Here is a 19,796-nt window from a genome sequence, read left to right on the forward strand (position 1 = left end):
ACCGCCGGTCGGCCCCTTGCCGGCGGTCGCGGCGGGCGGCCATGGCCGATTGCGGTCCAAGGCCGCCGGAGCCGAGGAGGTCACGCCTGATCACCTGTTGTAATGGTCGCCCAGCATCGGCCCCGGAGTGCGAATGACCCCCAGAGGCCCTTTGAACGTCACCATCAGCGACGAGCAGATCGATGAAGCGATCGAGACGGTCTTCGCGGCGTATCCGGCCGAGAGTCCTCCCGTTGAACGCGGCTGGCTGCGGCAGGAGGTCCGCAAGTCCGAGGCGCAGATCCAATCTGCTGCTCAGCGGACGCACGACGCTTACCAGAACAGGGTCAGCCAACGGGAGGATTTCATTGATCAGATGCGCGCCTTCCGGGGTCGTCGGGGCTGGGTCCGGATTCTCGCCGTACTCGTCTCCTGTACCGGTGCCTTGGTCGGCGCACACGCGCTCTTTCGCTGGACCTGGCCGGTCCATTACCTCTCGCTCGCGGTCTTCGGCCTGAAACAGAGCGCCGGGGCGGCCGTGTTACTGGTTCTCGCCGGCTTGTTGGCGGCCGGTACGGCCACGTTCGTCGGCTACCGGCTGTGGTTCGTTCGTGAAGGCGCCAGGTCAATGGACGATATGCTGCAGGTACTCCGTGCGGAACTTACCGAAACGGTCCGAGTCCACACCCTGGAAACCACACGGGCGGCCATCAGCGGTCAGATCGACCACGAAGAGTCAAAGGGCTCTACGGATTCGCAGGATCGCGAACGGAATCGATCTTGCGGAGAGACATCTGGAAATGCTTCGCTGGAAGACGACGCTGCAGACGAGGAACAAGAACTCCTTCAAGATCTTCCAGGCGTTCACCATGGACACCGAGGATCAGCTGGGACTCGACCAGCGTGATCGCAGCCATCCCGAACGCGTGGCCGATCTCCGCGACTTTCTGCTGCGGCTGCGAAGCGCCCCCGAGGTCCCACCCGTGTTGATCGCGATCGACGAGCTCGACAAGATCGCGTCAGCGGAGAAGGCGATCGAGGCCGTCAACGGCCTGAAGGACCTTTTCCACATCACCGAGACCCACTTCGTCGTATCGGTGAGTGAGGACGCTCTGGACAGCTTCGCGCTGCGGGGTGTGCCCGTACGCGACGCATTCGACTCCTCGTTCGACACCGTCATGCGGGTCCGCCCGCTCACCGCGGGCGACTCATGGACGCTTCTGCGCCGCAGGGCGTCCCTTTTCAATGAGTGGGCCGCCCTCCTCTGCCATGTGATCGCGGGCGGGCTGCCCAGGGACCTGGTCAGGGCCGCGCGGCACTGCGTCGAGTTGTGCAACCGGAACGACGGCCCGATTCCGGTGACCGACCTGGCCGCCCGGCTGGTCAAGGAGGAGACCGCCGAGGTGATCGAGGCGGCGATCCGCCGCGTCCGCAGCGAAGGGGTCACGAGCCGGTGGCTGATGAGCACCCGGCAGAAGATCGAGACGGCCGACAGGTTGTCCGCCCTGCCGCTGGACTCGCTCTTCGCCGGCTGGACGGCCGGTTCCCAGACTTCCGGGGCGATGCCGGCCCCGACGGTTCTGGAGGCGAACGTCGGTGTCTTCCTGCTCATCATGGTCACGGTCGCCGAGTTGTTCGAGGTGCCGCGCAATGCCACCGACTGGCGTGCCTTCGCCACCGAATCCGGGAACGACCTCGAACGGCTCGCGGCCGCCCGCGCCGCGCTGACCGTTTCCCACGTGGACGCCCTCGAACGGCTCATCGCCATCCGGGCGTCGACCCGTCTGACCGACCTGCCACCCGATCTGGTGGACAGCCTGAACCACACCGTCCCCCCGGCCGGTGCGGACTGACCGGATGAGGACGGCCTGCCGCGGGCTTACCGGTGGGACACATTTCAGGGCGAAACCGCACGGCCCTCGCGCCGCGTTTTAGCCTGAAATACCTGTTACCTCCGATCTTGGGGGAATGGTCATGGATCCGGTGACCGTGATCGCGGCGGCCGTGGTCGCCGGCGCCGCGGCGGGCATGAACGAGGTCATGAACACGGCGGCCCGCGACGCCTACGAGACTCTGCGCGGGCTCCTCCGGCGTCGCCTCGGCGGAGACGAGCAGGCACAGGCCGCCCTGGACGCGCCCGTCCCGGAAGAGCCGGAAGAGGAGGACGCGCTCGCGGACAGCACCGGGCCGCTCGGCAAGTACGCGGTGACCATCACCGACTCCCACAACATCATTGTGGGAGACCACGCGCATCAAGTGAGCCACCCGCCTCACGACGGGCGGCCGGCCTCCGAAGCGACGCCCACGCCGGAGTAGGCCGATGTCAGATACGGCCTTCTGGGAGTGGCAAGAGCCGGAAGTTACGCCGAACCTACCGCCGCCGGACCTCACCCTTCCGCCACCGACGCTGGACGATCCTGAGCAGACCGAGACGCCGACGATGTCCCAGTACGGCGAGATTGTGCCTCTTGAAGATGTCGACGAGACCTCCGATCCGGAGGTGGTCCCGTCTCATGAGGACCCATCGGATGCGCCGAAAGCGGTAGAGCTGATCGGGCCCGACAAGCCCCGGCTCGAAGAGGAGAGTCCTGCGGCCGACCGGATCGCGGCCGTGGAGAGTGAGGAGCTCTGGGACAAAGGTCTCGACAAGCCGGGCGAGGATTTTGCGCGCGAGGCCCGGCTGCCGGAAGAGTTCAAGGCACGGGTCAAGACCGATACCACGGAGTGGGCGGCGGAGCTGGAGGGCCTGCGCGAGCAGTTCGACCGCGCGGTGAAGGAACTGGAGAGCGCTCGCAACGCCGAAGAGGTGCAGGACAGGCTCAAAGTTCTCAACAAGCTCGACGGGTCGGTGGGGGAAGTCCAGCAACGCCTTGACCGGGCTTCACGGGATCTCAAGAACACGATGCGCGCGCGCAGGCGCTCTTCAGAGTCGGCGCGGTCCGGCTGGGGCGGCGGCCGTTGGCGAGACCGAACCCACCACGGGGACGCGGCCTTGGACAGGTTGCGCGAGGAACTGCGCGAGCAGCTCGACACGGCGACCGGCCTCGGTGATGAGTTGGCGTCCGCGTGCAGGCGCGCACGCGACCTGGAACGCCAGTGGGAGCAGGACTCCGCTGAACCGGAGACGGAACCGGAGACGGAACCGGGAGAGCTGAGCGCGGGGACGCCCGATGCGACGGACAGCGCCTCCTTCGCCCCGGACGTGAGCGTCACGCGGGTGCGGCTGACCAAGGATGTCGAGCGGGTGGACGTCCAGGGCACCGGCGTGGTCGTCGGGGACGGCAACCAGCAGGTGAACGTCCACCGCTACGAGGTCGGACCTCCACGCGCCTCGCTCCAGGACGTCTTGAACGCCGATCCACGGCGGCTGCGGGCCCTCGCGGTCCTCAGTGAACGTCCCGATGATGCCGAGGCGAACCGCAGGTTCCGACGCCTGCTGTCGGGAGCAGACCAGGTGTCGGCGGACTCGATCCGCTATCTCGACGGTCCGGGTCCTGGCAGCGTCCGGATCTCGGCGGCGCACACCGGCGCGGGCGGCGTCCATGTGCACGGGTCCTCCGGCGTGGTCGTCGGTGACGGCGGCTTCCAGCGCAACACGTTCCGCTATCGCGTCGAGCACCCGGCCGTCCCTCTCGAAAGCGCGTTGCGCGACGATCCGAAACTGGCGCGCGACGTGGCCGTTCTCTTCAGGCATCCGCACAACGACGCCGTCCGGCGTTCTGTCGAGGACCGTCTGCACAGCGCCTACGGCGGAGGCGGCGGCGGGGTGCGGTATCTGGACGCCATGCCGGGACGGTCCGTGAAGGTCACCGGCGGAACCGGGGTCTTGCTCGGTAAGGACAACACGAGGACCGACGATGTCGATGTCCGGGTGGATCGGCCGAAACTGGATGTCTAGCGTCTTGGGAGTGGACGTCAGAACGTGCTGAGAAGCGCGGCCACCAGTTGGTCGGCCGCTTCGGTGTCCTCCAGGAGTTCGCCTGTCATCCGCAGCCGCAGGCACGAGGAGTATGTGCCGTCTCGCAGGACTCCGACGGTCAACCGTGCGATCCGGCTCTCCGGGTGCCGGGCCGCGGCGGTCACGTCCTGCTCCACGCTTGCTCTGGCGGCCCCCGGCAGGACGAGGATCCGTCTGGCCAGCACGCACCCGACGACGTCGTCGGGCCACCTGATCCGGGCAAGGGCCTCATCGATGTCCAGCTCGTCCGGCGACTCGGCCAGATCGTCCAGCGACTGGGCCACCGGCACCAACGTGCCCGGCGGGGCGATCTCGGCTTCCGCCAGTTGCGGTTCCGTCGCGACGAGCATGTCCCGATCCGCCAAGGCGAACAGGCGCGGCAGGCTTCCCCAGCCTTCTTCGGCGAGATGCCGCTCCACGGTCAGCACCGCGGACGTCAGCTTCTCCCGCTCCTCGATCGCGGCCATACCGCCCATTGTCGGCGCATCAGGAGGAGAAAGGTACCGCCGCAATCAGATGAGATAAGGAGATGACTCGGCAACGAGATCCCGCGCAAACGGCAGCCCGGCCGCCACCGCCCGCTCGATCATCACCCTCGCCTGCTGCGAGCCGGCAGTTGGTGATCTTCCCGGCCCCAGGCGGCGAGCCACGTAGTCCATGGTGCGGGGTCGTCAGGGATCTCCATGGCGGCGCCGGGGGCCAGTGCGCCGAGTGATTCCGGGCCGCCGCCGAGGATGTAGTCCCCGTACCTTGGGCGCCCGACGTGAGGCCATGTGTGGCCTTAACGCCATGACGCGCTTTGCGCGTCTTGACTCCAGGATCGCCACTCCGGAGTCTGGCCTTACGAGTTGGGTTTTCGTCCACGCGCAGTATGTCGCCTGCGATGCAGCCGTCCGTGCGGCTGAGTGGCAAGCTCCTCCAGGAGGTGGCCCATTGGAGACCACACCCGTGATCCCGGGCGCCACCCGGCACGATCCCGTGCTCGGCGGCCACCAGGTCGGCCGCCACGAAACCCATGGCGGCCTCGCCGGTACCGGCCAGCCCGTCGCGATCAGCAACGCACGCTCAGTGGTGGTCAACGCGGACCACAGATCATCGGCCTGCACCACGCGGGCGATAACACCACCGGTTACGCCTGTGACTTCTCGGCGGTGGCGGCCGCGCTCGGAGTCACCTTGTGGGATGAGGGTGATGTGACGGGGACGGGGCGATGATCAGGGCGTTGGTGGCGCGACCGGCGGACCACCTGCTGCTGGGGGTGGAGTGGTCCGGCATGACCGTCACCGGCGGAGGGGCGGCGCTGGTGGCCGACCCGGGCGGCGGGGTTCTTACGCTCTGGTTTCCGCCACAGCACTTGGCCGAGGAGACGATCGCCGAGACCGCCGGGGCCGCCGGGCGGCGGCGGGCCCGGCTGTCCGGGTCGAGCGCGCTGCGGTTCGTCGTGCCGGCCGGGAACAGGGTCGAACTCACCGTGGAAGGCCTGGTCCGGGCCGCCGGCGAGCTCGCCGTCGACGCCGGTAGCGTGGTTGAGCTGCCGTGGCGGCTGAAAGTACGCCCCCAGGCCCAGGGCGGACACCCGCTGCGGGCCGGCCACCCTGTCGGCACGATCCCGGATGAGACCAACCCGCTGTGGCGTACCCGGTTGCACGCTTCCGAGCCCGGCTCGGGGGTGGAGCTCGTGGTGGTGGACAAGAGGGCGGCAGGCATCGGCGACCCTCCGGACTTCGTGCCGGCGCTCGACCGGTTCGCCCGGCAGTCCCTTGCCGAGCTGACGGGCAAGGCCCCGGCGCGGTCACGCCTGTTAGAGCTGAGCGCGCTCGGGGGCTCCCTCGTGGCCTCCGGACGCTGGCCGGAGGCGGAATGGGACCACAGCGCCGTACTCGGCCGGGACATGTCCGTCCGCTTCCTCGCCCGCGGCTACCTCTACCCGTTCGGGCACCGGGCCATCTACGAGAAGTCGGTGGTGCGCGCCTTCGATGCGGCCGAGCAGGTCGCGGTGCTTCGCCACGCGTACCAGCTCACAGTCGTCGAGCCGGTACGCGGCCGGTCTCAGGACCCGGCCATCCGCCGCCGGTTCCCATTCGACGAGGTGGAGATCTCCCGAACCGTCTTCACCGAGCTCGAGCACCCCGACTGGCAGAGCTTCGATGCCGGGGACGGCCAACGCAGGGACACGTACTTCCGGCCCATGGCCTCGGCCGGGCAGCCCCTCCTGTTCCCGGTGGTGTGCCACGCGCCGAACGGCCCCGTCCGGCTGGAGGTCCCGCTCGTGTTCGTCGCGGACCGGTCGCTGGACACCGCGGCGACCTCGCGGCTCGCCGAGGAACTCGGGAGGTTCTACGGCCGGGTCACGGTCGCGATTCCGCCCACCCCGCTCGACCTCGTCCGGGCGCCCAAGGCCGCACCGGCGGACGTCCATCTCGTCCGCGGCTTCACGCTCGGCGGCCGGCTAGGCCATGCCGAACCGGGGGCCGTCCTCGAGGAGCTGGAGATGACGCTGCCGGCGCTGGGACGGCTGCTGGACCAGGCCGACGCCTACCATCCGTTCCGGTACACCGACGCCTTCGCCGAGCAGGGCGAGTCGGCGTACGCGATGCTCGAGCTCGCCGCAGGCGAGGCGATACCGATCGACTTCGCGGGGCGGGCGGAGCGTTCCGGCGGGCTGGCGGCGCTGGCGTACCGGTTCAACGCGATCTCCCGGAACTACGGCCCCGTCAAGGCCGACGCAGGCGCCCTGGTGTCCACCGCGGCCGACCTGTTCGACGACGGGGCCGGCCTGCTCGGCTACCCGCTGCACGAGATCATCGAACAGATCGACGTGCCTCCGATGATCACCTCGGAGATGCGGCCAGGCCGCGGCCCCGTCGTCACGATGAGCTGGTCACAGCCGGGCGCCGTCACGTTCCGGAAGAACCTCCCGGGATTCGTCGCCAAGGACACCACCCGCCTCGAGCTGAACGTGGTCGCGTCCGACACCGGCACGAGCGTGACCTGCACACTGCATGACTTCGGGCTGCGGCTGCCCACGTCCAACCCGCTGCTCGAGCTGTCGTTCGCGAAGGTGACGTACGTCCGGCGGACCGGGCCCGAGCCGCCGGGCCAGGGCGCGCCTCCCGACGGGCTCACCGTCGAGGGCCTCGGGGCGAAGCTGCTGGGCAGCCTGAAGCTGCTCGAGGAGCTGGGCGACAACGTCGCGATCGGCGACGCCGGGCCGAAGATCACACCGTCCACCAGCGGGGTCGCGGTCGACTACGCGCTGCCGCTGCACGCCGTGACATGCGGCGTCTTCGTGATGCGCAACATGCTGTTCAGGGCCGGTGTCGAGGTGTCCTTCACCGGCGCACCACCCGAGGTCGTGCTCGGTTTCGCCAGCCGGACGAACCCGTTCGTGCTGACTGTGATGGCGTTCGGCGGTGGCGGCTACCTGGAGCTCGCCGCCAACCAGGACGGGCTGCGGCGGCTGGAGGCAGCGCTGGAGTTCGGGGCGCTGGTGGCCGTCGAGTTCTACGTCGCACGCGGCGAGGCCCACATACTCGGCGGGGTGCGGTTCGTCTGGGACTCCGGCGAGCTGGAGGTCAGCGGCTACCTGCGGATCGGCGGCACCCTGGACGTACTGGGGCTGGTCTCGGTCTCGGTGGAGCTGAGGCTGGAGCTGACATACCGGTCGGCGACGAACGACTTGGTGGGCCGCGCCACCGTGGTCCTCGAGATCGAGGTCCTGTTCTGGTCCGAGCGTGTGGAGCTGGACAGCGGCGAATGGCGCCTGGTCGGCGGGGACGCGCCGGCACTGACCCGGCCCACGGCCTTCGCGGCCTTCACCGCCGACGGCGACCACGATCCGGGGCTGGAGAACTGGCGGCGGTACCGCAGCCGCTTCGCGCCCGCGCCTTCGAAGGAGGACTCCCAATGACGTTGTCAACTGACGATCTGGGCTCATGCCGCCTTGAGCGTGGGTGGGGTGGCCTGGAAGGTGCGGTTGTCGCGCAGGAGGGCCCACAGGACGTTGACACGGCGTCTGGCCAGGGCGAGGACGGCTTGGGTGTGCCGTTTGCCCTCGCGCCTCTTCCGGTCGTAGAAGGCGCGCGATTCTGGATGTCGCTGGATGCTGATCAGCGCGGAGGTGTAGAAGACCCGCTGGAGTCCGCGGTGGTAGCGCTGCGGGCGGTGCAGGTTGCCGTGGATGCGTCCGGAGTCACGTGCGGCGGGAGCCAGGCCGGCAAAGCCGGCCAAGCGGTCGGGGCTTCCGAAGACGTCCATGTCGCCGCCGGTGGCGGCCAGGAACTCGGCACCGAGGATGACTCCGATGCCGGGCAGGCTGGTGATCACTTCGGCTTTCTCGTGTCGGCGAAACCGGTCCTCGATGAGCTGCTCGACGTCCTTGATGTGCTCGTTGAGGGTCATCACCTCCCTGGCGAGAGCCTCGATGAGCTGGGCGGTCAGGGTCTCGCCGGGCAGCGTGGTGTGCTGGCGGCCGGCCGCGTCGGCAGCGGCCTGAGCGAGCTGGGCCGCGCCGCGGACCCGGCGGGCCTTCAACCACGCCTCCAGCCGGGTGCGGCCGAGGCGGCGCAGCCCGGCGGGGGTCTGGTAGCCGGTCAGCAGGATCAGCGGCCCCGCATTGGTAACGTCCAAAGCCCGCTCCAGGGCTGGGAAGATGCTGGTCAGTGCGGCGCGCAGCCGGTTGATGGCGCGGGTTCGGTCGTGGACCAGGTCGGTGCGGCGGGCGGTGAGCAGCTTCAGCTCCACGCTGATCTCGTCGGCGCCGCGCAGTGGAAGCAGGTCCCGGCGGATGCGGGCCTGGTCGGCGATGACGGCGGCGTCGCGCGCGTCGGTTTTGCCTTCGCCCCGGTAGCCGTCGGCAGCCCGGTTGACCTTGCGGCCGGAGATGTAGAGCAGCGGCTGGTCGTGGGCGGCCAGGATCGCGATCAGCAGGCCCGCTCCGCCGTCGGCCAGGTCCACCGCCCAGGTCGCCTCACCCAGATCCAGGACGTCGCTCATCAGCTTCAGCAGCTCGGGTTCGTCGTTGGCGACGGGCCTCGACAGCAACCGCTTGCCGTCGCCGTCGATGACCACGCAGTGATGGTGGATCTTCCCTGCATCGACACCAGCCCAGATCTGGCCCATCACGCTCCCATACGACGACGTCACCTATCCCGCAGACGGCCACGCTGGCATGTCCCTACACGGCGATCAGTTCGCAGCTCCCAATCAGCAGCCGTGCCGTCAGGGGGTGCCGGGCGGCCAGTCCTCCGGAGCCATATCGGCGGCAGAGCCGTGAAAGCCACACCCGGCACCCCTGGGCGCCAGAACCCTACGACGGTCCGGGCCACCCATGAGCTGAAAGGTAGGGAGCCGTGAGCGGCGTCCCGCCAGTCGCCGAGTTCGACCTGCCGTTCGCCCCGGACCGGCTGTTCTGGACGGACGGCGATCATCTGCTGGCCGCCCGTACCGGCACCACGGATCCCCCGCTGAAGCTGTCGGTGTCCGGCGGGCAGGCTCAGCCCGCGTGGGGAGAGGATCCGGGCGGCCTGCCCCGCGGCACCCTCACCGCGATCACGGTCCAGGCCGCGCACGGGGTCTGCGCGTACGCCGAACGGATGCAGGTTCCGCACGACACCGAGCCGTTCCAGCGGCTGGTGGGGCTCAACGTGCACACCGGTGAACGGTTCTGGCAGCGGCAGTACCAAGGCGCGAGGGACCTCGCCTTCGGCGAGGTCGAAGATCCGTTCCTGTTGGCGTGGACCGATGACGGGTTCCTCGCCTACGCGATGGAGCCGGGCGATCCTGCAGGGTGGACGCGGTCCGTATCGCTGTTGCTGAGCCAGCCGTGGTGCCTAGGGCCGGACGGCTCGCCCTCATTGCTCGCGTACGGCTCGCCACCCTCGATCGTCGACTGCGCTACTGGCGAGCCGCGACCTTCGAAGCAGACGCGGCTCCTCCGCGGCGAGTGCCAGCAGCTGGAGTGGGCCGCCGGCGAGATCCTCCTCGCGGTGGGCGAGTACTTCTGGGTGGACGAAGCGGGTGGCGAACCCGGCACCTCCGGCTGGATCATGGAGTTCGAGGGCGACGGGTACGTCGAGTTCCGGCTCCCGGCCGGAGACTCGGTCGGCTACCACGGCATCGCCACCAGTCCGGCTGGGAAGTTCGTGGCGTACGCCTCGGGCTCCGAGCTCACGGTCCGGACGCTGCCCGGGCTGGCCCCGTCGGAGGATTTCCGTACGCTGCGGCTGGACCCGGCGACGGGCAGGCCACGCTGCGTCCGATACAGCCCCGACGGCGGGCTGCTGGCCGTGAACGCCACCCCGTCCGGCCCGGGGGTGACGCTGCTCGAGGCCGGCACCGGCGCCTGCCTATGGCGGCATGACGGCGAGGCCGGCCGGATCGAGTTCAGCCCCTCCGGCACCCGGATCGCCCTGTGCGGCGGCAACCGGGTCACCTGCTACGACATCGACGACGTCGCGGCGGCCGCGTGGACCCACCGGCAGGAGTGGGAGCGGCGCGGCACCCCGTCCCGGATGGTGCTCGCCACGATCCCGGACTCCCAGGCGCCGGAGCGGGAACGCACCTGGATCGGCGTGGTCGGTGCAGGCGAAGGGGGCGGCGGCTTCGAGTACTTCCGCAGGCTCGGCGACGCCGCGCACCTGTACAGGAGCGAGCCGGACGCGCGCGTGCTCGGCCTGGCCGTGAGCCCGAGCGGGGACCACTGCGCGGTGTGGCTGGCCGACACAAGGCTCGTGGCCCGTACGTTGCTCGGCACGCCGTTGCAGTCCTGGCCGCGGCAGCCCTCCGCCGCCACCCGGGCCCCGCGCGACGCGGCATTCATCGACGACCGGCGGCTTGTCGACGTACGCGGCGACACGTGGTTGCGGTTCTACGACGTCAACGAGGAGGACCCGACGAGCGTGCAGTTCGACGAACCGCTCGAGCGGGTCGCGGTGCTTCCGGCCGAACCACCCGACGACGCGGTGATCGCGGTGGCGAGCCGGAGCCTCTGCCGCCTGCTGCGCCACGACGGCGGGCAGATCATCGAGAAGCCGACCGACGTCGACGGCAAGATCACCTCTCTGGCGTTCGCCGTGCCCGGCGAAGGGAGCGCCAAGCTGGTGATCACCAGCGGCAACGCCGACGCCGCGCTGGTGCTCGTGGACGTCCGTACCGGCCTCACCGAGACGATCCCCCATCACACGGGGATCGACCAGGTCGTGGTGAGCCCGGATGGCCGGCTGCTCGCGACCGCGGCGGGCAACGACGTGCGGGTGACCTCGGTCTTCTCCCCCGGTGTCGCGCACACGGCGTGGCGGCTGCCGTACCCGGTCAGCCGGCTGGCGTTCTATCCGAAGGGACGCGCCCTGCTCGTGGCGACCGAGCAGCCGTACCTGTACATGTTCGACCTTGACGGCGAGACGGTCGGGCGCGGGGATCGCGACGACACGGACGCGTTCTGGTGGGGTCCGGTGGCCGGCGTTCCCCACGACCTGGGGTTCACCGCCGACGGCAGGGTGCTCGCCGTCGCCTGCGAAGACGGAATCCATTTCTACCGAGGCCGGGGCGATGAGTGACCTGGTGCTGATCGCGGTCCCGAACCGCCTGCTCAACTCGGCCGACGTGTCCGGCCACGAGATCGGCCGGCCCGCCGTACTGCGGGTCGTCGTGGTTCCCAGGCTCGACGGCAACTCCCTGACGACCGAAGGGCTGGACACGTGGCCGAGGATCCTGCTCGACGACCTGGACTTCCGGCTGTACGTCAAGAATTCCGCAGGCGTACAGGCGACACTGTTCCGCCCGGTGCTGTACGACTCCGTGGCCAGCCAGGACGTCTGGGACGCCGTGTTCCGGGGCGACGCGGCCAGGCTGTTCGCGGGCCTGCGTGAGCCGGACAGCGCCCTGGTGACGCCTCGGTACGGCGACGCCCGGCGGATCGGCCTGACGTACCGCGAGGTGAGCGAGGTGCTGGCCGAGCCCGACGGCACCCCCGATCTGGCGCGGTATCTGCGGCCGTGGGCCGCCGTCCCTCCGCCGGAACCGCCGCGGGACTCGCCGCTGCTGGACTCGGCCATGGACTTCCGGCGCACGTTCGGGCTGATACGCGAGCATCCCGAGGTGCTGCGTGACCTCGGGCTGATATTCGAGCTGCTGATCGACGCCGACGAGCTGGACGACGGCGATCGGCTGTCGGTGCGCGCGCACGGCACCGACCTCGTGCTCACCTCGCCGTGGACGTGGTACGAGCTCGGCACGGAGGGATTCTGGCCGGGTGCCGACCCCGAACAGGCCAGTGGCGTACGGCGGGGGGTCATCGACCTGTCGGACGCACCGCGGATCGACCTGGTGGACGAGACGCGCGACACGCCACCATGGGCGATCGCGACCTTCGACGTGGACGGCGGGGTGATCGGGCTGCGGGCGGCCGCACGGCTGCTCGCCTCCGGCACCGGCACTGAGCCGGCCGGGCCCTCCGCGCCGAACAGGCCGGGCGCACAGCTGCCCGCGCTACGGTCGGCCGGGCTGATGCTGATCCGCCCTGACCGGCAACGCGAGTTCGAAGACCGACTCGGCCGGGCCTCCCTGCGCACTCACAACCGCGTCCACGCCACCGACGGCAACGCCGAGGACGAACTGGACGCCACCGAGCTGGTGCTCGGCTACCGAGTGGACGTGTTCGACGCCGACGACCCCCAGTGGCGGTCGCTGTGCGCACGCGAGGCCGACTACTCGGTGCTCGACGCGGCGGGCGACCGTATCGAGATCGGGACCGGGCGGGGCCGCCGGGAGGAGGGCCACGTCAAGCACCTGGCCGCCGTACGCGGCGAGGACGGCGTGATACGCGCGGACGAGATCGTGGTGCGGTGGGACGGCTGGAGTCTCGCGGTGCCGCCCCCCGAACTCGCCCACCGTCCCGACCGGACCTGGCAGGCCGCCGCCCCGCGCATGGCCGCCCCGTACAACCTGGACTGGAGCTTCGACGTGCCGGAGGGAGCGCTCCCCCGGCTCCGTTTCGGCCGGCGCTACCGCCTGCGCGTACGCGTGGCGGACATCGCCGGCGGCGGCCCTGATCTGGACGCCGTCACCGACGACTGCGCCAGCGACGAGATCGCCTACCGCCGGGCCGAGCCGGTGGCGCCGCCCCGCCTGCACGTGGACTCCGCACCGCTGCCCGGCGCGGCCGTCGACCGCCTGGTGATCCGCAGCGACCAGGGCATGACCGCCGAGGAGTTCGCCGCCGCCGAACCCCGCTACGCCGCCCGGGACGCCTGCACGCTGCATCCGCCGGCGGTCGCGTTCGCGCTGATCGAGCAGCACGGCGTACTCGACTCGATGACCGATGCCGAGAGTTGGCGGCTCGCCGCGCAGGCGTTGCGGGTTGAACCCGGCGACGAGCCCGCGCTCTCTCTGCCGGACCCGGCGGCGGCCGGCGTGGCCGCGTACGCCGGCGGGCCGTTTTCGGCGGCGGACTGGCGCCCCTGGCCGGGCACCGACACCAAGACCGTCGTGGTCGGGGACCACGTGCCCGAGAGCACCGCGGTCGTGCTCAGCTGGGAGAACGACGATCGGCTGCGGATCGACCTGGCCCCCGGGGAGAGCGCCGACGTCGAACTCTCCTCCACGATCACGCCGGGCTTCCTCCCGCACTTCGCCGTCCATGAGTGGCTCGGGCCGCGCGCCGCCCCCGGCGGAGTCACCGGCGGGAACGCGCTCCGGGGGCGGCACCCGTTGCTCTCACCCCCGGTGACCGTGCACGCCGTGCACGCCGTACGCCGGCCCAGGATCGCCCCGGTATGGCGGGAGCTGCAGGCGACTCGTGGCGAGGGCGACACGGCGGCCATCGTCACGGCGGAGTTCGCCGAGGACGGGCTGCACACCGCCAGCACGGGCAGAGTGGAGGTCGCCGCCGCCTGGGAGGAATGGTCGGATGACTCCGTACGGCCGATGACCGCAGGCCACGTGCACGACCGGGACGTGGACCGTGACCAGGCGCCACGACTGCGCTTCGCGCACCAGTTCGGTGACACCCGGCATCGCGACGTCACCTATACCGCGAAGGCGGTGAGCCGCTACCGGCCGTACTTCGCCCCGGAGGACCCGCCGGGGGCGTTCGAGCTCACGGGCGAGCCGCGCACCGTGGTGGTGCCGTCGTCCGCCCGGCCGCCGAAACTCGAAGTGCTTGCGGTGCTGCCCGGTTTCCGTTGGTCGGCGGAGACCGGGCCGGACCGGATCGTACGCCGCCGCTCCGGCAACCGGTTGGTGGTCGAGCCGGCCCGCCCCTGGTACGCGACCGGTGCGGGCGAGTGCCTGGGCGTGGTCGCGTCCGAGAGCCCCGGAGATGCCGGGCATCTGGTCACCGAGCTGGCCGGAGACCCCGTCTACGCATCGCCGCGCGTCGGCCGGTACCCGGGGGCCGGGTGGTTCGGCGGCGAGGCTCGTTCCCTGCGGCTGCCCGGCGGTGAGCTGACCGCATCGGTGATCGCGTGCCCGGTCACCCTCGAGGGCGACGCGTGGCGCGCCGAGGTGGTGCTGACCCCGCCCGCCGACATGCGCGCGTACCGGCCCTTCGTACGGCTGGCCGTGGCCCGCTACCAGCCGTACAGCCTGCCGGCGCTGGAACTGTCGCCGGTGGTCACGACGGAGCGGGTGCCGCTGCTGCCCGATCGGGAGATCGTCGTCGAGCGCGCCGGGGGACGGCTGCTCGTACGGGTGCACGGCGTCGGGCCGCAGCCGCCGAACCGGGTCGAGGTCGGCATCGACGAGGCCCCGGACGGCGGCCCGGCACCGGAGCTGATCGCGGTCGACCCCGCCACCGACCCCGGCCTGCCCGCGTGGCGCCCGCTGCCGACGTTCACGCGGACCGGTGACGCGTCCGGCACGCCGATCGAGCTGCCGCTCCCGCCCGGAGGCCGGCCGCTGCGGCTGCGGGTGCGGGAGGTCGAAGACCTGACTCCGCTCGGCGATCTCGCGGCCCCGGAGGAGGGCCTCGGTGCGCAGCCGCCGGAGCTGACCGAACGCACGGTGTTGATCGACCACATCCCGATCCCAGGCGGATGGCTGCCGGAAGGGGACGACAATGGGTGAGCTGGAGATCTCGGTGTACACCGGCGGACTGATCCAGACCCCGCCGATCGATGTGAACGTCGCCGACGACGGGTCGGGGATGCTGCGCGGCACGATCGCCTTCGTCATCCACAACACGGGCACGGACGCCGTCACCGTGACATTCGACGTCCTGCCGGACGAGGGGACCCCGGCTTCGTGGTTCCGGGTCGAGACCGACCAGTTCACGGTGCCTGCGGACGCGTACGTCCAAGCCGGCGTGCAGATCACCATGCCGGCCGAGGGCGGGTACGAGCGCCACCACCTACGGGGACGCGTGCGATCACCTGGTCTCGCACCGGCCGTCAGCGAACAGGGTCGCTTCTCCCGGCCACTCCCACCGGGATGGAGGCTGTCCTCATCTCCGGATACCTACCTCGACCTCTCCTACGGTGGCAGCGAGATCTCGTTCTCGTTCCACGGTCCAAGTGCCGGTGAGCGCTTACTCTTCGACATCGGAGCACCAGACGCGGAGTCGGCCGGCTGGTTCAGCGTCGACCAAACTGTTAAGGGTCCCTTTGGGCTCGAGCCTTGGGACGGGACCTTCACCTGGCGGGTCAACGTCAACGCCGGCGCACTGATCGCCTCCGGACGGCCCGGGGTGTGGCTCCAACCACGGGTGGATATCGAGTACTTCCCTCCCATCTCGGATGGGGATACCTCCATCCCGGGCCCTGAATGGAAACCGTGCGGGTACTGGTTCGGCTATGGCGTAGAGGTTGGCGGCTGATGAGCACTTCGTAGGCCGTCCTGGACGCCTCAGCCGTTCAATAAGTGCGGCTGCCCTACCAGCCGATGATCAAGGCTGCCCGACAACTACGGCGAGCGCACCGCCTCCCCGAGTGAGCCATTCCAGAAACGTGCAGCGCAAGGCGGACTTTCGCATTTCCTTCACAGCGGAATCATCGGCGCATGGCGGGGCGTGCGCAGGTCGGGCGAGGTGGCTTACGAGCCGAGGGCGCGTTCGATCTCCGTGCGGAGGCGGGTCGCGGCCGGGTCGGAGTAGTCGGCCAGGTGGTGCAGGGCGTCCGTCCAGGAGGCGACAGCCTCGGGGCGACGGTCCAGGTCGGTGAGGACGGTGGCCAGGTTGTTCAGGGCCAGTGCCAGCGGCCAGCGGTTGTCCTGGTAGCCGCGGAGGATCTCGACGGCCCGGCCGTGGGCGGGCTCCGCCTCGTCCAGGCGGTTCAGGTCGCGGGCGGCTTCCCCTGCGCCGTCCCACGCGAGGGCTTCGCGGACGCTGTCGCCGACCCTCCGGTGTAGCTCCACCGATCGTCGGCAGGCGTCCAGGGCCTCGTCGGGCTCGCCCGCCGCGCGCAGCGCCCTCGCCAACTCCAGCAGCCAGTAGCCTTCCCAGGCGGGGTTGGCGTGTTCCTGGGCGATCGCGACGGCGCCGCCCGCGGCGTCGAGTGCGCCCGGTACGTCCCACCGGGACCGCCGGATCATGGCGAGCAGCCTGAGCGCGTTCCCTTCGCCTCCGCGTTCCGCGCGCTCGCGGAACAGGGTGAGGGCGTACTGCACCATTCTCTCGGCGCCGTCGAGGTCTCCGAGTTCGGCCTGGACCTCGCCGAGGTTGGCGGCGAGCACCGCCTCCCAGTGCGTGTCGTCCAGGACCCGGTAAACCTCCATGCCGCGTTCGAACATTTCGCGCGCCTCGCCGAGCCGCCGGCTGCGCAGGTAGACCAGGCCGAGGTCGTTCAGTGACAGCGCCTCGCCCTCGCGGTCGCCCGACTCCTGGCGGATCAGCAGCGCGGCGCCGTGCGACTCCGCGCCCTTCGCCAGCTCGTGCGCCTGCGTGTAGGCCATGCCGAGGCTCTCCAGCAGTTCGGCCTCACCGGCCCGGTCGCCGGCCCGCCGCGCGGCCTCCAGGCCGATACGGCTGGTGGTCACCCAGTCCTCGAACGGGTTGAAGCGCATGTAGATGTTGCGCAGGACGACCGACAGCTTCCACGCGTGCTCGGGCATCTCGTGCTCGGCGGCGGCCCGCGTCGCCGCGACGAGGTTGGCGCGTTCCGCCTCGTACCACTGGACGGCGCGGTCGTAGGAGTCGAACCGCAGCGGTTCGACGTCCCGTTCGGGGCCGGGCAGCCGGACGTTCCGCTCCTGCGGGTTGATCCAGGTCTGGGCCGCGTCGGCCGTGTAGAGGTACCAGGTCAGCTCACGCCGTATCGCGAGGCGCCGCTCGTCCGGCCCGTGTTCCCGCCTGAACCTGTCCATCGCGTAACTCCGCAGCAGTTCGTGGAACTGGAATCGTCCGCCCGGTCCCGGTTCGAGTAGGTGGGCGCCGGCCAGGGCCTCCAACGGGCGGCGCACGAAGGAGGGGCCGGAACCGGCGAGCGCGCCTGCGGCGCCGGCGGCGAAGTCCGGGCCGGGATGGAGGGCCAGAAGACGGAACAGGCGGGCGGCGGACGGGGGCAGCGCCCGATACGACCAGGTGAACACGGACTGGATGGTGCTGGTGTCGTCCGACCAGGAAGGCGATTCGAGCAGGCCGGACTCGTCCTCCAGTTCCGCGATCAGCTCGGCGAGCGGGGTCCACGGGCGGGCGGCGACGCGCTCGGCGGCGACGCGCAGCGCCAGCGGAAGGCAGGCGCACGCCCGCGCGAGTTCCACGAGACGCGCTCGGTCGTCTGGGAGGGGCGTGCGACCGGCGGCCCGCAGCAGCAGCGCCACCGCTTCGCTTTCGGCGAGCAGGCGCAGCGTGATCCGCTGGGCTCCGTCGTGTGCGACGAGGCCCGGCAGGGTTCCGCGGCCGGTCGCGACGACCGCGCAGCCGGGGACGCCCGGCAGCAGCGGCCGGACCTGCGCGGGGTCGGCGACGTTGTCGAGGACGATCAGCATCCGGCGGCCGGCGAGCAGCGTCCGGTACAGGGCGGCACTGTGGTCCAGGTCGCCGGGGATCGCCTCACGCGCGACGCCGAGCGGCGGCAGGAAGCCTTCCAGGGCGCGCAGCGGGGTGACGGGGTCGTCCGGTGCGTGGCCGCGCAGATCGGCGTAGAGCTGACCGTCCGGGAAGCGGTCCTGGCGGGAGTGCGCCCAGCGGACGACCAGGGACGTCTTGCCGACGCCGGGGCTGCCGACGACCAGCGTGATCGGGGTGGTGCCGTGGTCCTGCTGCTCGTCGAGTGCCCGGTCGAGCATGCGGAGTTCGTCCGTCCGGTCGACGAAGCCGTTCACCGCGCCCGGCAGCTGCCGGGGCGGCGGCGCGTTCTCCCATGGCCGGTGAGCATCGGCGCCGCCGTTCACGGCCCCGGCTCGGACGGTGCCGCCGGTGTCGGCGGAGGACGGTTCGACCCGGGTGTCATCGCCGGACATGGGCCCCGGCCAGCACGTCCCGGCGGGGCGGCGGCAGGTCGGCGACCCTCTGCTGGAAGTAGCTCCGGACGTCCTCGGCCCGCCGGAACAGCCCGCGGGTCAGGCCGGTGACGGCGCGGACGAGGTCGGGCGACTCGAACCGGATCGCGCCGTCCAATGCCCCGTCGTCGTCGTAGAGGACTCGGTACAGCGTGGACGTGCCGAGGGTGACGAGTTCGGGCAGTGACCGCCCGGCACGCTCAAACCGGGCGACGGCGGCACCGTCCACGATCCGGATGCGCTCACCGCATTCGGCCCGCAGCCGCAGCAGGTGCATCTCCCACTGGAGGTAGGGCGTCAGCGGTTCTTCGGCGACCCGCACGCGGTAGAGCCGGATGCGTTTCCGCCTGGCCTGTGCCGAGAATTCCTCGATCCATTCCCGTTCGGCGTCGACCAGGTGCAACGCCGTGTCCCAGTCGCCGCGCGCGAACGCGTCCCAGCTGGGAAGACCGGGCTCGATAAAATGCTGGGCGCGCTCCAGCTTCCAGGAATCCTCGCCGTCGATCGTCCATTGCCGATTACGGAAGTCACGGCGGTAGTCGTCGAGCGACAGGCGTTCCCCGAGTGAATCATCGAGAGTCGTGAGATCAGGCATCGGGGATGTCCGCCTTGGCGGCGATGAGGGTGACGCGCGGGATCACGACGATGCGCTCGTCGGCGGCAACGGTGGCGTCCTGCGGGAGTCTTGGCAGGTAGGCGGCGGTGAGGTCGCGGCCGATCACCGCGATATCGCCGTTGTCCAGCTCCCAAATGTCGGGGCATCCGTCGCGCCCGGTCGTCCGGTCCAACTCCTGCGCCGATTTCCCGAGGCGCCGCGCGAACGACGCCGAGGCATCGGCTTCCCATGGCCGATACTTCAAGGCAACTCCGAAAGGCTCGCGAGTTCTGATTGAAAAGCTACGCGCTAATTGACTTCATGTCAAGAAGCTAACATCCGTGACTTAGCTACCAAATCACTACAATTCACGGGCGTCGCAGGGGCATTTCCGGCCCGTTCCAAAATCGTTTCCGCCGAGGTCAAGGACCTGAGTCCCGATCGTCCGGATGTGGCCCCGAGCGGCGATTACCGTGACTGGTCGTTCCGATGCGTCTGAGCTGGGTGTTCGTGCTGGTGGGAGGGGCTCGCGGCGGTCGGGGCGGTGGCTGTGTTGAGTGATGCCCTGCCCACCGGCGAGGTCCTGCCGCCGGGTGTGACGACGCCAGCCCGGTTGGTGGCGCATGTGCGGAACGAAGCGACCGACCGGCCCCTCGGCCGACCGAGGCGAAGATGTCCCATGGGTGGCGAGGGTGAGTGCCGCGAAGGCGAGGAGTCCTGCCGCGGTGCGGAGAGTGTGTGCGATCTGCCGGCGGTCCCGGATGTCGGCCCGGTCGGAGGGCGGGTGCGGTAGGCCGGGACCGCGGCGAGCGATCAGCGCGGGGAGGCGCG

The 19,796-nt window shown here is 70.4% G+C and carries 13 protein-coding genes; 8 read left to right on the forward strand and 5 right to left on the reverse strand.

Features of this window, described 5'->3' with window-relative positions:
• Positions 1 to 151 precede the first annotated feature (151 nt).
• The 4 genes from ACQPXG_RS25855 (at position 152) to ACQPXG_RS25870 (ending at position 3,877) form a co-directional block, all read left to right on the forward strand.
• The gene (locus tag ACQPXG_RS25855) at positions 152 to 886 is read left to right on the forward strand and encodes a hypothetical protein (protein ID WP_433461700.1); all 735 of its coding nucleotides are present in this window, start codon (positions 152 to 154) and stop codon (positions 884 to 886) included.
• Complete coding sequence (locus ACQPXG_RS25860; RefSeq protein WP_433461701.1) at positions 780 to 1,832, forward strand: hypothetical protein; 1,053 nt, start codon at positions 780 to 782, stop codon at positions 1,830 to 1,832. The genes ACQPXG_RS25855 and ACQPXG_RS25860 overlap by 107 nt, the downstream gene beginning before the upstream one ends.
• A 121-nt stretch (positions 1,833 to 1,953) precedes the next feature.
• Positions 1,954 to 2,295, forward strand: coding sequence for a hypothetical protein (locus ACQPXG_RS25865; RefSeq protein WP_433461702.1), 342 nt, complete (start codon positions 1,954 to 1,956; stop codon positions 2,293 to 2,295).
• A 145-nt stretch (positions 2,296 to 2,440) separates the two neighbouring features.
• On the forward strand, positions 2,441 to 3,877 hold the full coding sequence (locus ACQPXG_RS25870) for a hypothetical protein (protein ID WP_433461703.1): 1,437 nt from the start codon (positions 2,441 to 2,443) through the stop codon (positions 3,875 to 3,877).
• Between the two features lie 17 nt (positions 3,878 to 3,894).
• Here ACQPXG_RS25870 and ACQPXG_RS25875 read toward each other — a convergent pair whose 3' ends face one another.
• Positions 3,895 to 4,404, reverse strand: coding sequence for a PPA1309 family protein (locus ACQPXG_RS25875; protein WP_433461704.1), 510 nt, complete (start codon positions 4,402 to 4,404; stop codon positions 3,895 to 3,897).
• Between the two features lie 743 nt (positions 4,405 to 5,147).
• On the opposite strand from ACQPXG_RS25875, the gene ACQPXG_RS25880 reads away from it, so the two are divergent.
• Positions 5,148 to 7,847 carry a hypothetical protein gene (locus tag ACQPXG_RS25880; protein WP_433461705.1) on the forward strand — a complete coding sequence of 900 codons (2,700 nt, stop codon included), beginning with the start codon at positions 5,148 to 5,150 and terminating at the stop codon, positions 7,845 to 7,847.
• 23 nt (positions 7,848 to 7,870) lie between these two features.
• On the opposite strand, the gene ACQPXG_RS25885 is transcribed toward ACQPXG_RS25880, so the two are convergent.
• On the reverse strand, positions 7,871 to 9,058 hold the full coding sequence (locus ACQPXG_RS25885; RefSeq protein ID WP_433461706.1) for an IS110 family transposase: 1,188 nt from the start codon (positions 9,056 to 9,058) through the stop codon (positions 7,871 to 7,873).
• 230 nt (positions 9,059 to 9,288) lie between these two features.
• Between ACQPXG_RS25885 and ACQPXG_RS25890 the strand changes: the two genes are divergently transcribed.
• From ACQPXG_RS25890 to ACQPXG_RS25900, 3 genes are read left to right on the forward strand one after another with little or no spacing between them, the layout of a single operon-like run.
• Positions 9,289 to 11,493 carry a hypothetical protein gene (locus tag ACQPXG_RS25890; RefSeq protein WP_433461707.1) on the forward strand — a complete coding sequence of 735 codons (2,205 nt, stop codon included), beginning with the start codon at positions 9,289 to 9,291 and terminating at the stop codon, positions 11,491 to 11,493.
• Positions 11,486 to 15,001: a hypothetical protein gene (locus ACQPXG_RS25895; protein WP_433461708.1), complete on the forward strand. Its 3,516-nt coding sequence runs from the start codon at positions 11,486 to 11,488 to the stop codon at positions 14,999 to 15,001. The genes ACQPXG_RS25890 and ACQPXG_RS25895 overlap by 8 nt, the downstream gene beginning before the upstream one ends.
• Entirely contained in the window at positions 14,994 to 15,749 is a 756-nt protein-coding gene (locus ACQPXG_RS25900; protein WP_433461709.1) for a hypothetical protein, read from the forward strand. The genes ACQPXG_RS25895 and ACQPXG_RS25900 overlap by 8 nt, the downstream gene beginning before the upstream one ends.
• A gap of 215 nt (positions 15,750 to 15,964) precedes the next feature.
• On the opposite strand, the gene ACQPXG_RS25905 is transcribed toward ACQPXG_RS25900, so the two are convergent.
• Genes ACQPXG_RS25905 through ACQPXG_RS25915 form a run of 3 tightly spaced genes read right to left on the reverse strand, consistent with a single transcriptional unit; the run spans position 15,965 to position 19,230 of the window.
• On the reverse strand, positions 15,965 to 18,331 hold the full coding sequence (locus ACQPXG_RS25905; RefSeq protein ID WP_433461710.1) for an ATP-binding protein: 2,367 nt from the start codon (positions 18,329 to 18,331) through the stop codon (positions 15,965 to 15,967).
• Positions 18,318 to 18,965, reverse strand: coding sequence for a DUF6879 family protein (locus ACQPXG_RS25910; protein WP_433461711.1), 648 nt, complete (start codon positions 18,963 to 18,965; stop codon positions 18,318 to 18,320). Before ACQPXG_RS25910 ends, ACQPXG_RS25905 begins: the two co-directional genes overlap by 14 nt.
• Positions 18,958 to 19,230 (reverse strand): hypothetical protein, encoded by a 273-nt coding sequence (locus ACQPXG_RS25915; protein WP_433461712.1) that lies wholly within the window; start codon positions 19,228 to 19,230, stop codon positions 18,958 to 18,960. The genes ACQPXG_RS25910 and ACQPXG_RS25915 overlap by 8 nt, the downstream gene beginning before the upstream one ends.
• Positions 19,231 to 19,796 lie beyond the last annotated feature (566 nt).

This window comes from Spirillospora sp. CA-128828 (genome assembly GCF_050945415.1).
GTDB lineage: Bacteria > Actinomycetota > Actinomycetes > Streptosporangiales > Streptosporangiaceae > Spirillospora.